This window comes from Myxococcus sp. MISCRS1 (assembly GCF_026626605.1).
GTDB classification, from domain to species: Bacteria; Myxococcota; Myxococcia; order Myxococcales; family Myxococcaceae; genus Myxococcus; species Myxococcus fulvus.
In genome coordinates, this window is record NZ_JAPNKB010000001.1 from 1,969,612 (window position 1) to 1,983,396 (window position 13,785).

The following is a 13,785-nucleotide window of genomic DNA, read 5'->3' on the forward strand; positions in this document are numbered from 1 at the left end:
CACGCGACCCCGCGACACTCAACGACACGCCTGTCACCTGGTTTACGAGTCGGGTGCGACAAGCCCCCTTGCTCCAGGCACCCAGCCGACATCGTGCCTTCCATGCGCTCCGACGGCTTCCGCCCAGGGGACATGCCCCGGGAAGCCCGTCGGTGAGCGATTGGAATGGAGCGAGACATGGAGTTCAGTCGAAGGGCCACGACGTGGCGCGCGCTGGGCGCGGTGTTGCTGTGCACCGTCCTCGGTGCTTGTGGTGCGAATCCCCAGGAAGAAGAGACGCTGGAAGGCGAGTCGGAGACGCCGCTCGAGGACGCCCAGTCCGAAGAGAGCGCGGAGCTGGCGGTGGTGGACCCGTACGCGGACGCGGCCACGCCCAGCGGCCTCAACGTCGTCCTCAACCCCAACAACGCCGTGGGCGCCCCCGACGGCCAGCGCGCCACCGTGCTCTCCATCCTCGGCGGCTCGCTGCTCCTGGACATGGGCCAGGGTGAGGAGGGCCGCGGGCCCCTGCGCATCCACTACGGCGGCCTGACGCTGACCGTGCTGTTCACGGTGGACTTCCTGAGCGCCGACCGCACCGTCATCGCCACCGGTCAGGCGAACCTCATCCAGCTGGGCGTGGGCCGCTTCTCCGTGGACGTCCCCTACTCCAACGCCACCCCGTACCGCTACGTGCGCCTCAACCGCGCCCTGGCGGGCCTCTACCTCATCGACGCCGTCGAGACGACCGGCCCCCTGTGCGGCGATGGCCGCGTGAGCACCGGCGAGTCATGTGACGACGGCAACCGCACGGCGAACGACGGCTGTAGCACCATCTGCCAGGTGGAGCCCGGCTACACCTGCCAGGGCAGCCCCAGCGTCTGCACCGACGTCAACGAGTGCACCAACGGCACCGCGCAGTGCTCCGTCAACGCCACCTGCACCAACACGCCCGGCAGCTACACCTGCACGTGCAAGGCGGGCTACTCCGGCAACGGCCGCACCTGCAACGACATCAACGAGTGCACCAACGGCACCTCGCAGTGCTCCACCAACGCCACCTGCACCAACACGCCCGGCAGCTACACCTGCGCGTGCAAGCCCGGCTACTCCGGCAACGGCCGCACCTGCTACGACATCAACGAGTGCACCAACGGCACCGCCCAGTGCTCCGTCAACGCCACCTGCTCCAACACCCAGGGCAGCTACAACTGCACCTGCAAGGCGGGCTACTCCGGCAACGGCCGCACCTGCAATGACATCAACGAGTGCACCAACGGCACCTCGCAGTGCTCCGTCAACGCCACCTGCTCCAACACCCAGGGCAGCTACAACTGCACCTGCAAGGCGGGCTACTCCGGCAACGGCCGCACCTGCAACGACATCAACGAGTGCACCAACGGCACCTCGCAGTGCTCCGTCAACGCCACCTGCTCCAACACCCAGGGCAGCTACAACTGCACCTGCAAGGCGGGCTACACGGGCAACGGCCGCACCTGCACGGACATCAACGAGTGCACCAACGGCACGCACACGTGCACGCCCGGGCAGCGGTGCGTGAACCAGCCGGGCGGCTTCGACTGCATCCCGGGCAGCTGCCCGCCGCCGCAGGTGAAGTGCGGCTCCTCGTGCGTGAACGCGAACACCGACCCGACGAACTGCGGCTGCTGCGGCAACACGTGCGGCGCGGGGAAGACGTGCACCAACGGCGTCTGCGGGGCTCGCGCGCCCCTGGGCACGCCCCTGGGCGTCACGGCGAGCTGGGAGCGGGCGCAGGACCAGGACCTCATCGTGCGCACGCCCAACGGCGAGCTGCTCGCGTACGGCCCCGCCAAGGCGGGCGCGCTGGCCCCGTCCGGCCCGGAGGGCACGCCCCCGAGCGGCACCTACTTCATCTGCCTGAAGAGCACGAGCTTCGAGGCGTCCCCCACGGACGACACGCCCGTGCCCTACTCGCTCACGGTGAAGCGCCAGGGCCAGGCGGACCACGTGCTGCGCGGCGTGTTCCTCGGCGCCGACGCGGATTCCCTGTGCGGCGCGGACCACCCGTCCCTCATCGAGGCCATCACCTACCCCTGAGGCCGTGCCGGGATGACCTCCGGGCGCGCGGGCCGACAGCTCGCCGCGCGCCCGGTGACTCGAGGCCCCGTCACCCGTCGTGACAGGGCCTCGCGAGCGCCCGGTGGCTCATCGCCGCCGGGCCTCGCGGAACACCTCGGTGAGGCGCAGCATCTCCGCCTCCACCGTCGGAGTGGTGGCATCCCCGAGCCGGGGCGTGGTGACGACGAACAGGCCCTTGCCGCCGTCCACCCACTCCACGCGCTCCGGTGGCAGCCGCGCGAGCACCGCGCGGTCGAACTGCTCGACGTGCCCCCGGCCCAGGAAATTCGCCCAGAAGACGCCCGCGAACAGGGGCCGCAGCGTCACCGCGGAGTCGTACTCGCCGGTCTCCAGCGCCTCGTAGCGCGCCAGGGGATGGATGGCGGCGAACTCCGTGGTGTCGGGCGAGTGGGCCGCGTGGAAGGCGGCGAGCAGGAGCGCGGAGCCCGCCTCGTCCTCGTACGCCGCGCCGTCGAACTGGAAGACGAAGGTGTTGAGCCCCGCCACCCGCCCCTCGTCGGCGACGAAGCGCGAGATGCCCACCGTGAGCGTCCACGGCGAAGGCGTGCTCCCCCAGGCCTTGAGGAACGGGTGCTTCTCCTTCTTCGGAATCTCCGCCATCACCCGCGCGCCCACGCCAGGCCCCTGGAGCTTCACCGCGCGGCGCGTGGCGTCCTCGTCCCAGCCGCACACCCCCTCCACCGTCCCCACCAGCCCCGCCTCGGCGAGCGCGTCGATGAAGGCCGCCGGCGCGCGCCGGTCATTCCAGTCATGGTGCTGCGAGCTGGCGGTCCACTTCACCTCGGCCATGGCGTGTCCTCGCTAGAGCTTCGTCAGCACGTTGGGCTGCTTCACATACCAGACGGTGATGCCGCGCGCCTTGAGCGCCGAGTTCAGCTTCGCGGCCTCCTCGGTCGGGAACAGGTAGTTCAGCGACTTCACCTCGGCGCCGGAGCTGTTGCCCTTCGTGCCGAGGAAGGAGAGGTAGTCGTCCACCTGGCCGGGCGGCACCTTGTCGGTGAGCTGGTGCTTGACCTCCCACAGCTCGCCCTTGTCCGCGAAGAAGCGGTCCGCGGTGCGGCGCTTGCCTCCGGGGACGGTGAAGGTCTCGCGCGTGAAGGCCTTGCCGGCGAACTCCTGCAGGTGGGTGCGCGCGAAGGCCTCGAACATGGGGCCCTTGAGGGCGGCGCCCTGGCGCGGGTCCGCCTTCACCACCGCCTCCACGATTTTGTTGAACGCGCCGATGTCTCCACCCGTCTTCGACGGCACCACCAGCGTGAGGTAGCGGGTGAACGTCTGATACGCCGTCTTCGGGTTGAGCTTGTCCGCGTCGGTCATGAAGTCGACCAGCTTCGCCAGGTCCAGGTCCGTCAGGTCCGCCTTGCGGATGAGCTCCATCAGCGCCGGGTACTCGTCGAGGTACTTCTTGATCTTCCCGATGTTCAAATCCTTGGGCAGCGCGACGAGCACGCTCTCCGGCGTGGTGAGCTTCTTCGCGCCGGTGGCGCCCTTGGCGGCCAGCTCCGCCAGGTACTTCTGGATGGCGCCCAGGTCCACCTTGCACGGCGAGGCGCAGCCCAGCACGCGCGCCTTGGCCACGTCGCTCAGCTCGCTGAAGCGCTCGATGGCCCACTGGGGCAACCGCTTGAGCCGTTCGAGCGCCTCCGCGGAGAGGTTCTGCAGGAGGTGGCCGGGCACCTTGAGCACCCGCACGGCCCAGTCGCGCGCCGTGGTGAGCGCCTTCATGCCCTTGCGCAGGGACTCGGCCTCCTTGAGCCCCTTGGCGGCCTCTCCGGCCTTCTCCAGGAACTTCGCCGCGCGCGGCATCTTGGCGAGGAACTGGGCGAACTTGCCCGCCTTGCCCGCGCCCTTGAGCGCCGTGAGCGCGCCGCCGCTGAAGAACAGCATCACGATCTCCGCCAGCGCGTAGCCGGTAATCCAGCCCCGGAAGTGCCAGCGCTTGAGGAGGCTCGGGTCGTTCCACTTCTTGTCCAGCGCGTCGAGCCCCGCGGACACCAGCTGCTTGAAGTCGAGCTTGGACAGGTCGCTGAAGAAGCCCCGGATGTCGGAGAGCAGGTTGCCGGTGACCAGGCTCCACACCAGCTTGCCCGCGAGCTTCGCCAGGTCCACCAGGCCCACCAGCGTGTCCCAGAGCGACTCGAGCACGCCGTGCAGCAGCCCCGCCACGAAGGCGATGGAGCCGGCCAGGAACTCACCGATGGCGGTGATGACGTTCTTGACCTTCTGGTAGGCCTCGTAGGTGATGGAGCCCGAGGAGACCTGGCCCTTGAGCGTCTTGGCGAACTCGACGCCCGGTATCCATATCTGCGAGCCCGCGTGCGTCTGGGTGGTGTCCCAGTCCCCCTCCGGGTCCGGCTTGAAGATGCCCTTGCGGCCGCGCTCCGCGTTGACGAACACCAGCACGTTGACGAAGAAGCGCTCGTCCTGCCCCCACTTCGTCGCGTCGGACTTGTAGAAGCGTTTGACGATGTCGAGCGCCGTCTCGCCGGACGCGATGCGGTACAGCCTCGCCTCCGGGTCGGGCATGTCCACGGTGACATGCGACTTGGCCACGTAGCCGAAGCGGCCATCCACCAGCATCACGAAGTACCAGCCGCCGGACTGCTCGCGGCTGACGAACATGCGGGTGTTCTGCGGGAGCCGCTCCAGCGGGGCCGAGCCGGTGTCGGGCGAGGCGCGCAGGTTGACGCCCTCCTCGGCGGCGACGAGCCCGTTCTTGTTGACGGGGGTGCCCGACTGGGTCGGCGGCACGTCCGACGTCGTCTGGGTGGGCGGAGGCGTGGGAGGCGCCGGCGGTGAGGGCACCGTGTACTTCGACGCGGGCGCGGGAGAGAAATCCCGGGCCACGCCCAGGCGGTGGCGCCCGGGCTCGCGCGTCGCGCCGTCCGCCATCACCGCGTCCGCCATGGACTCGGCCTCGCGCTCGGAGGCGTCCCCTGGGGAGGTCACCGACAGCCCCCCGGTGGCGAAGCGGGCCAGCCGGGCGCCGGAGGTGGCGCGGCCTCCGGTCTGCTGCAGCACGTGCGTCAGCTCATGCGCGAGCAGCCGACGTCCCGCTTGGGTGGAAGGTGAGTACGCGCCCTCCTGGAAGGCGATGTCGCTGCCCACCGTGTACGCGCGAGCCTGGAGCGCGCGCGCCGAGTCCGCCGCCCTCGCGTCGGTGTGGATGCGCACGCCCCCCAGGTCCTGGCCGAAGCGCGGCTCGAAGAAGGCGCGCGCGGAGGACTCCAGGGGCTGCCCGGAGCCAAGCCCACGGGCGACGTGCGCGGACACATTCTCGGAAGGCCCCGCGCGGGAGACACCGGGCTGCGCGGCCCGGGCCACCTCCTCCTTCTTCTTGTCGCAGGACGAGCAGGAGCAGGAGCCCCCCGCGCACGCGACGCGCTGCACGCTGGGGGTGAGCGGGAGCCGGCTGAAGTCGAACCGGACGCCCGGCGCCGTGGCTCCGGGCTCGGCCACGGCGTCGGCCGAGACCGCCTGCCTCGCGACCGACGCGAGCGGACGCGACGCGGGGGTGGCGCCCCGTGTCTCGGACGAATGACTCGCATGAACCCGAGCCGCACTGCGTCGCATGGCTCCCCCCTGGTCTGGAGACGCGAGTGTACGCGAGGGCGCGTCACATCGACGAGGGACACAGCGGGCTACATCTGGACCTCCGCGTCGCATCGGCGCGGGACGTCAAGAATGGCCTCGACGTCTACATTCACCCATGGTGCGTATTCCTTTGGAGACACGTGCGGGTTCATGGTCGGCTCCCGCGCGCAAACCTCATCCAAGGAGTGGTCGACCATGAAGCGCATCCTGACGTTCGTGCTCGCCGTCTTCGCCCTGGGCTGCTCGGGGTCCGTGGGCGAGCGGTTCTGCAAGCCCAATACCCAGGCGTGCAATTGAGGTCGGCCGCGTAGCACGCGGCAACCCCAGTCATCGCGGCCTCAGGGCCCCCGGCGGCGCGGCAGCCACACCTTGAAGCAGGTGCCGCGCTCGTTGGAGAACACCTCGATGCTGCCGCCATGTCCCAGGACGATCTGCCGGGAGATGTAGAGGCCCAGGCCGATGCTGCCCTGGCCGGCGCGCGCCTCCGGCCCGCGGCGATAGGGCTCGAACAGCGTGGGCAGCAGCCCCGCCGCGATGGGCCTGCCCACGTTGTGGACCTCCAGGAGCACACCGTCCCCGGCCTCGCGCAGGTGGACGCGGACACACGAGTCCGGAGCGCTGTGCTGGAGCGCGTTGCCCACCAGGTTGGAGACCACCTGGGCCAGCCGGTCCGCGTCCGCCTCCAGCCGCCCGTCCCCCCGCAGCTCCACCTGGATGTCGCGCCGCGGGTGCGCGAGCAGCACCTCGTCCACCACCTTGCGCGCCAGCACATGCAGGTCCATGGCGCACGGCCGGATGGGGATGCGCTCCCCCGCTCTCGCCTGGGTGAAGTCCAGCAGGTCTCGAATCAAGCGCGAGGCCCGCTGCGTCGCCTCCATGATGCGCTCCAGCCCCTTCACGCCCCCCTCCGGCAGGGTGTCCTTGCGCAACAACGACGTCGCCGTCAGCTGGATGGCATGCAAGGGGTTGCGCAAGTCATGGCTGACGATGGCCACCACGTCCTCGCGCACGCGCACCGCGTCCCGGGCCTCGCGGTACAGCCGCGCGTTCTCGATGGCCACCGCCGCGCGGTCCGCCACGCCCCGGGCCAGCTCCACCAGCGCCTCCATCTCCAGCGAGTCATGCGGCCGCGTCCACACCAGGTGGATGAGCCCGAGCGCGCGCCCGCGTGACACCACGGGCACGAGCGCCGCGGAGCGCGCCCCCAGCGCCTCCAGCAAGGCCCGGTGCGCCGCGTCGCTGGAGACCGAGTCGAGGAACCGGGAGGTCACCTCCGGCACGACGATGGGCTGCGCCAACGCCAGCGCTCGCGCCAGCGGGCCGTCCTCCTCCGTCCAGGGCGCGAACGCCAGGAGCTTCCGGATGAGGTCCTGTCGCTCGGGCTCCCTCGCGGCCGCCTCCTGTCGGACGAGCCGGCCGCTCGCCTCCAGCAGGTCCACCACGCAGTAGTCGGAGACGTGCTCCACGACCAGGCCCGCGAAGGCGCCCAGCGTGGTCTCCAGGTCCAACGAGCCCGCGAGCACCCGCCCCGCCTCCAGCAGGAAGTCCCTCGCCGTCTCGCTCTGCTTCTTCGCGGTGATGTCGCGCGCCACGTTGGCGAACCCGCGCAAGCGGCCCGCCTCGTCGCGCACGGCGGCGATGTCCAGGTCCGCCCAGAAGCACGAGCCGTCCCGCCGCTTTCGTCGCAGCTCTCCCCGGAAGTGACCGCCGTCCGCCACTTCGCGCAGCAGCCGCTGGGGCTCTCCCCGGGTCACCTGCTCCTCGGGCGCGAAGAGCGCGTAGTGCCGCCCGAGCACCTCCTGCTCCTGCCATCCGGTGAGCCGCTCGGCGCCCGCGTTCCAGCTCACCACGCGGCCCTCCGGGTCCAGCAGGAGGATGGCGTAGTCCTCCACCGCGTCCATCAACAGGCGGAAGCGCTCCTCGCTCTCGCGCAGCGCCTCGTGGGTGCGGCGCGCGTCGGTGATGTCCGTGGAGATGCCGCAGATGATGGGCCCCTCCGCGCCCACGGTGGGCAGCGGGAACTTCATCGCGAACCAGGTGCGCACGCCCTGGACGCCGGGGATGTGCTCATCCTCCGTCACGGGCCGAAGCGACTGTCGCACCCGCTCGTCGTGCTCCCGGTTGCGCCGCGCCACGGCGGCGGGGAACAGGTCGAAGTCCGTCTTGCCGAGCACGCTGGAGCGCGACCTCCCCAGCGCCTCCTCGAAGCTCCGGTTGACCAGCACGAAGCGCCCTTGCGCGTCCTTGGCGAAGATGACCGGAGGCGCGTGGTCGATGATGGCCTGCAGCCACCCCTCGCTCCTCGATGCCACCGTGCTCGACGCCAGGCGCCCCACCGCGTCCGTGCTCGCCGCATGGAAGACCGCGGCCAGCATGCGCTGCTGTCGCGGCGTGGCCGTCACCCCCGCCTCCTCCATCAGCTCGAGCAGGCAGTCGTGCAGCAGGCCGTACTCCTGGACGACCCCGCAGGCCTCCAGGCCGTGGCAGGCATGCCAGCGCTCCGCCTGTCCGGCTCGCAAGTCCCGGAGCACCTCGGCCGAGGGAGGGAGCGCGTCGTCCTGGAGCGCCCGGGCGAGCGCCGCCAGGAGCACCGGCAGCACCTCCTCGAGCCCGCTCTGGACGAGCCCGGCTCGCTCGCGTCGAAGCCCATGACGCGTCCGCAGGACGGGCCCCCACCGCGCCAGCAAGCCTCCCCATGAGAGGGAGACATCCTCCTCGAGCGCCAAGGCTCGGCTCCTTTCCGGCCGACGGACGCGGACGGTGACGCCCCGGGCAGCCCCTCGTTCCGCTCACGCGCCCCACGTCGCGTCTGCCTCCCGGTTTGACGGTGGGGCTCGTCACGACTCCGCGCATGGGCGGCAAGGTACTCCTCCCGGGTGGGCCGACTGGCCGGTCCCACTGCCGGGTCCTGCGTCCAACCCTTCACGGGAAGAGGTGCCAGGAGAGAGGCGCCTCGTTAAGAAGGCCGCCATGACGCCACTCGCCGACCTCTTCCCGACCGAAGCGCAGCTCCCCTCCAGCGTGCGGCTCCCGCCCTATCTCGAGCAGCGGGAGTACCTGGTGGGTGGCGAGCTGAAGACCTGGGAGGGAGACCTCAGCCCCGTGCGAAGCCCCGTCTTCCTCCGCACGCCCGAGGGGCTCCAGCAGCGCGTGCTCGGGGCCACGCCGCAGCTCACCTCGAAAGAGTCGCTCGCCGCGCTCGCCGCGGCGGTGAAGGCGTACGACTCGGGCCGGGGCGTGTGGCCGACGATGAAGGTGGCGGAGCGCATCGAGGCGGTGGAGCGCTTCCTCGTGGCCATGCGCGCCCAGCGCGCCACGGTGGTCAACCTGTTGATGTGGGAGATTGGCAAGACGCAGCCGGACTCGGAGAAGGAGTTCGACCGCACCGTCGACCTCATCGTGGAGACGGTGCGCGCGCTGAAGGAGCTGGACCGCACCTCGTCCCGCTTCGTGCAGGACCAGGGCATCATGGCGCAGATTCGCCGGGCCCCCATGGGGGTGGCGCTGTGCATGGGGCCATACAACTACCCGCTCAACGAGACCTTCAGCACGCTGTTCCCCGCGCTGCTGATGGGCAACACGGTGGTCTTCAAGCCGGCGAAGTTCGGCGTGCTGCTCATCCGGCCGCTGCTGGAGGCGTTCCGCGACTGCTTCCCTCCGGGCGTCATCAACATCATCTACGGCAAGGGCCGCGAGACGGTGGGCGCGCTGATGGAGAGCGGGCAGGTGGACCTGTTCGCCTTCATCGGCACCCACCGGGGCGCCAGCGAGCTGAAGCGGATGCATCCCCGGCCGCACCGGCTCAAGTCGGTGCTCGGGCTGGACGCGAAGAACCCGGCCATCATCCTGGAGGATGCGGACCTGGATAACGCGGTGAAGGAGTGCATCATCGGCGCGCTCTCCTTCAACGGCCAGCGCTGCACGGCGCTCAAGCTGCTCGTGGTGCACCGGAGCATCGCGGAGGTGTTCCTGAAGAAGCTCACCGCCGCGGTGGACGCGCTCAAGCCCGGCATGCCGTGGGAGCCGGGCGTGGCCATCACCCCCCTGCCGGAGCCCGGCAAGGCGGACTACCTGCAAGGCCTGGTGGACGACGCCGTGGCCAAGGGCGCGCGCGTGGTGAACGCCACCGGAGGTCAGTCGTCGCACTCGTTCTTCGCGCCCGCGGTGGTGTACCCGGTGACCAGGGACATGCGGCTGTCGAGCGAGGAGCAGTTCGGCCCCGTGGTGCCGGTGATGGTGTTCGACCGGGACGAGGAGGTCATCCAGCTCGTGGTGGAGTCCCAGTTCGGCCAGCAGCTCAGCCTGTTCGGCCAGGACCCGGCGCGCATCGGCCGGTTCATCGACGCGTTCTCGAACCAGGTGGGCCGCATCAACCTCAACTGCCAGTGCCAGCGAGGGCCGGACACGTTCCCCTTCAACGGCCGCAAGGACTCCGCCGAGGGCACGCTGTCCGTCGCGGACGCGCTGCGCGTGTTCTCCATCCGCACGCTCGTCGCCACCAAGACGACGCCGGCCAACACCCACCTGGTGCAATCCATCCTCACCCGGCGGGAGTCGGACTTCCTGACGACGGACTTCCTGTTCTGACCCTGGGGTTTCCCCTGGGTCTGGTTGAACTCGTTGCCCACCCGCGCGCGTCATCGTTCGACGCAAGCGCGTCTCGAAGCAACGCCCGAGGCCCAGGGGATGTGGCGGGGCCCACCTCTTCCGGGAGGTTGGCACCTCTCCCCTCCCGGGCCCCTTCCTTGCAGTAGCCCCGCGCGCCTTCGTCTCCTCACACCCCGAGGTGATTCATGCGCGTCGTGTCTGCCTTCGCTGGGAAGCTGCTGGTGGGCGGTGTGCTGGCCTCTGCGGCCATCATCGCCTGTGCGACCTCCTCTCCCAATCCGGGCCCCATCGGCTCCACGGAGGCTCCGCCGCTGCCCCAGGCGTGCAACCCGGACCCCACCTGTCCCGGCTCGACGTGCGCCACCGCCATCACGCCCGCGCTCGCCGTCGTCCCCGCCAACGCGTGTCCGCGCTTCGGTGAGTTCCAGTCCGACGTGGATGTGTATTCGTGGAACACCTTCATCGCGCTCAACTGGCCCGCGAATCCCTCCTCGTGCACGGCCAATACCCAGAGCAGCATCCTCAGCGGCCAGGGGCCCACCGTCTGGGAGACCTACCCGGATGACCTGGACATGTTCGTGCCACCGGGGAGCAAGCCCGGCGCGTGGTGCAGCTTCAACACACCCGCGGCCTTCGAGACGAAGCTGCGTCAGCGCACGAAGCTGCTGGAGACCGGTCGCCTCCAGGCTCTGAACACCGGCGTGCACAAGCTGCTGCTCAGCACCTCCAAGGCCTCGGCCGCCATCGGAGAGAAGCTCCCGGACATCGAGCAGGCCGTCGGGGGTCCGCTGACGGACCAGAACGGGCGCTTCGTGCGCTACGAGAAGCGCCTCAACCAGGACGAGTACAACTACCTCATCACCAACAACCTCTGGAACGCAGCCGGACAGAAGGGCGTCACCATCTCCTTCCCCACCGGCGCCAACCAGAGTCCGGGGCCGTGCAATGGCAAGCCGTGCGGCCCGGTGGGCGCCATGGAGGTGAAGGCATCGTGGAAGGTGCTCTCCGCGCAGGAGATTTCGGGCAAGCGCTTCTTCATGCGTCAGGCCTGGGTCTTCAACGATGACGCCGGAGACCCGAGCCCCGGCGCCAACCCCGTCACCGTGGGCCTGGTCGGCCTGCACATCATCCACAAGACGGACACGCAGCAGACCTGGTTCTGGTCCACCTTCGAGCACGTGGACAACACGACGTCCTCGTTCTTCAACCCGCACTGCACGGGGAACTGCACGCCCAATACCCAGACGGCGAAGGAGCCCTACACGGAGCTCGCGCCCGACGGCGGGCCGCTCAACGCCCCGGTCCAGGTGACGCGCACCACGCCCATCCAGGCAGACCCCGGCCTCAATGCGTACTACCGCGCGCTGCTCAAGGGCTCCGTCTGGGAGAACTACCAGCTCATCAGCACCCAGTGGGCCACCGGAGGCGCGCCGCAGGGTACCCCGCCCGTGCTCGCCAACACCACGATGGAGACCTACATCCAATCCACCGCGAGCTGCCTGGGCTGCCACGGCCAGGCCCCCAAGGCCAGCGGTGACGGCTCCGCGGACTTCAGCTTCCTGTTGATGGAGGCGCAGTAGCGCGCGAGCTCGTCAATCGAGCCCTGGGTCCAGCGCGAAGCCCCCGGACGTGCTTGGATGTCATTCACTTCCAGGAGCTGGAGCCACACATGGGTCTCTCATCGGGTGTCGCGCGTCGTGTCTTCTCAGGGATGAAGTGGGCCTTGCTGCTTGGGGGAGCGGGCTGCGGGGCTCCCCTGGAGCCAGGGGTTGAGGATTCGATGGAGACCCAGTCGCGGCCCCTGACCTATCCCAGTGGCGGGGCGAGGACGGTGGTGTCCCGGCGTGTCGTCTACAAGAATGGCTCGGGCGCCTACCTGGCAGCGGCGGGCTTCGAGCAGTTCCGCGCGGCGGGCGCCCCTGACCTCGTGCTTCACAACATCCGCATCGCGGAGGTGGATGCTCCCGGTCCGCGCGAGGCGCTGGTGGTCATGTCAGCGGGGCAGAAGATTTCGAGCAGCGGGCACTCGAGTGGTGTCACGGGGCAGTCGTCCAATTGGGACGCATCCTGTGACAGCGTCTCGTGCCCCAACGTCACGTTGGATGGCCGCTCGCTGGCGATGAAGCTGGACACCCTGGGGTGGTTTCCTCGGGGCAGGACGTACCTGTCCGTGGTCAACGACAACAACTTCGACCACTTGTTCGACAGCGACACGAAGCAGCGAATCGTCAATGGCTTCTCAGGCTGGCTCCAGGCACAGGTCCGTCCGGAGACGCGCTCCATCTATCTGGCGGGCAGTTCGCGAGGCGGCTGCCTGATGATGCGGCTGGCCCAGGCGCTTCGCGCGAACGGGGCACTGGATGGAATCGACCTCTACGTGTCGTCGTTCGACGGCGTGTGCCGCAACAGCCAGGGAGAGTTGGGCACCCACGACACCAAGATCGACAATCCCGTGCGGCCCTGGGGCACGTTCTATGGCGCGTGGGCCACGGACCTGAGTGCCCAGTTCCCCCGGCGGCAGCGGCTCCATCTCTTCCAGGTGGTGGGCGGCCAGGAGGTGGCTCCGGCCACGGGCATTCGCGCGTTCTCCGGCTACGCGGGTGCCTCGCCACCCTCGACGGGGACGAATCTCGACTGGGGTTGGTACAAGCAGACGTGGGTGAAGTGGAAGCACAAGGAGATTGGAAATCCATACACCGACCCCAGCGCCTCCGAGCAGGCGCAGGCCGTGGCGGACACCCTCGACGCACACCTGACGTGGCTCGACGCCCGACTCCCCTGAGGCCTCGAGTACGGGAGTCACGCCTCGGCCGGGGCGCGATGCGCGGAACGGGCGATGCACAGCTGCGCCGCCCAGTACGTCAGCATCACGACGTAGCTGCCTCCCGTCACCGGCGTCACGAACAGCTTCACCGCGAGCACCCCGTCGCTGAGGGCGAACAGCAGCGCCCCCGCGAACGCGAACCCCTGCTCCCGTCGCGTCAGTCCGGACGCGCCCAGCAGCGCCGCCGCGCGCCAGGTCATCGTGCAGATGACCACGACATACGCCGTCACCGGCCCGGCCATGGCGCCCAGGTGGGGGCCCAGCACGACGCTGGCCCCCACCGCCAGCACCAGGAACGGCAGCGCCCTCCCCCACCGGAGCTCGCGCGTCGCACAGAGGTACGCGGCCGTGTAGCTCACATGGGCCAGCAGGAACGCCCCCAGCCCCGGCAGGAACAGCGCCTTGCTGGCATCCAGCAGCACGTCCCCCAGCAGCGACAGCCCCAGCCCCGCGAAAATCAATCGCGCATAGCGTCCCCGCGGCGGCCACAGCCACAGCAGCAGGCAGAGCATCGGCAGCGACTTGGTCACCAGGCGGACCTCGACCGGGCCCGTGTCCAGGCACAGGAGGAACCCCGCCGCGCCCAGGACACCCACTCCCGCGAGAATCCTCGTCCCCACCGTCGAAGCACCACGCATGCGGCCACCTTACCCTGGCGG

The 13,785-nt window shown here is 69.7% G+C and carries 8 protein-coding genes; 4 read left to right on the top strand and 4 right to left on the bottom strand.

Annotated features, from left to right (window positions below):
* Positions 1-177: 177 nt before the first annotated feature.
* Positions 178-2,058 carry an EGF domain-containing protein gene (locus OWM54_RS07485; RefSeq protein WP_267697032.1) on the top strand — a complete coding sequence of 627 codons (1,881 nt, stop codon included), beginning with the start codon at positions 178-180 and terminating at the stop codon, positions 2,056-2,058.
* Between the two features lie 108 nt (positions 2,059-2,166).
* On the opposite strand, the gene OWM54_RS07490 is transcribed toward OWM54_RS07485, so the two are convergent.
* The 3 genes from OWM54_RS07490 to OWM54_RS07500 form a co-directional block, all read right to left on the bottom strand.
* A complete protein-coding gene (locus tag OWM54_RS07490) occupies positions 2,167-2,889 on the bottom strand; it encodes a hypothetical protein (protein ID WP_267697034.1) in 723 nt (240 codons plus the stop codon).
* Positions 2,890-2,901: 12 nt separating this feature from the next.
* Positions 2,902-5,559 (bottom strand): eCIS core domain-containing protein, encoded by a 2,658-nt coding sequence (locus OWM54_RS07495; RefSeq protein WP_267697036.1) that lies wholly within the window; start codon positions 5,557-5,559, stop codon positions 2,902-2,904.
* 473 nt (positions 5,560-6,032) lie between these two features.
* Positions 6,033-8,420: a PAS domain S-box protein gene (locus OWM54_RS07500; protein WP_223748971.1), complete on the bottom strand. Its 2,388-nt coding sequence runs from the start codon at positions 8,418-8,420 to the stop codon at positions 6,033-6,035.
* Between the two features lie 244 nt (positions 8,421-8,664).
* On the opposite strand from OWM54_RS07500, the gene OWM54_RS07505 reads away from it, so the two are divergent.
* The 3 genes from OWM54_RS07505 (at position 8,665) to OWM54_RS07515 (ending at position 13,084) form a co-directional block, all read left to right on the top strand.
* Positions 8,665-10,281, top strand: coding sequence for an NADP-dependent glyceraldehyde-3-phosphate dehydrogenase (locus OWM54_RS07505; RefSeq protein ID WP_223748970.1), 1,617 nt, complete (start codon positions 8,665-8,667; stop codon positions 10,279-10,281).
* A 206-nt stretch (positions 10,282-10,487) separates the two neighbouring features.
* Entirely contained in the window at positions 10,488-11,882 is a 1,395-nt protein-coding gene (locus OWM54_RS07510) for a hypothetical protein (protein ID WP_223748969.1), read from the top strand.
* Between the two features lie 200 nt (positions 11,883-12,082).
* Positions 12,083-13,084, top strand: a complete 1,002-nt coding sequence (locus OWM54_RS07515; RefSeq protein WP_223785016.1) for a hypothetical protein — start codon at positions 12,083-12,085, stop codon at positions 13,082-13,084.
* Positions 13,085-13,101: 17 nt separating this feature from the next.
* On the opposite strand, the gene OWM54_RS07520 is transcribed toward OWM54_RS07515, so the two are convergent.
* The gene (locus OWM54_RS07520) at positions 13,102-13,764 is read right to left on the bottom strand and encodes a lysoplasmalogenase (protein ID WP_223785015.1); all 663 of its coding nucleotides are present in this window, start codon (positions 13,762-13,764) and stop codon (positions 13,102-13,104) included.
* Positions 13,765-13,785: the final 21 nt, after the last annotated feature.

Excerpts from the sequence above, each read along its gene's own strand:
- OWM54_RS07485 (WP_267697032.1), top strand. The coding sequence starts at position 178 with ATGGAGTTCAGTCGAAGGGCCACGACGTGGCGCGCGCTGGGCGCGGTG.
- OWM54_RS07490 (WP_267697034.1), bottom strand. The coding sequence starts at position 2,889 with ATGGCCGAGGTGAAGTGGACCGCCAGCTCGCAGCACCATGACTGGAAT.
- OWM54_RS07505 (WP_223748970.1), top strand. The coding sequence starts at position 8,665 with ATGACGCCACTCGCCGACCTCTTCCCGACCGAAGCGCAGCTCCCCTCC.
- OWM54_RS07510 (WP_223748969.1), top strand. The coding sequence starts at position 10,488 with ATGCGCGTCGTGTCTGCCTTCGCTGGGAAGCTGCTGGTGGGCGGTGTG.
- OWM54_RS07515 (WP_223785016.1), top strand. The coding sequence starts at position 12,083 with ATGGAGACCCAGTCGCGGCCCCTGACCTATCCCAGTGGCGGGGCGAGG.
- OWM54_RS07520 (WP_223785015.1), bottom strand. The coding sequence starts at position 13,764 with ATGCGTGGTGCTTCGACGGTGGGGACGAGGATTCTCGCGGGAGTGGGT.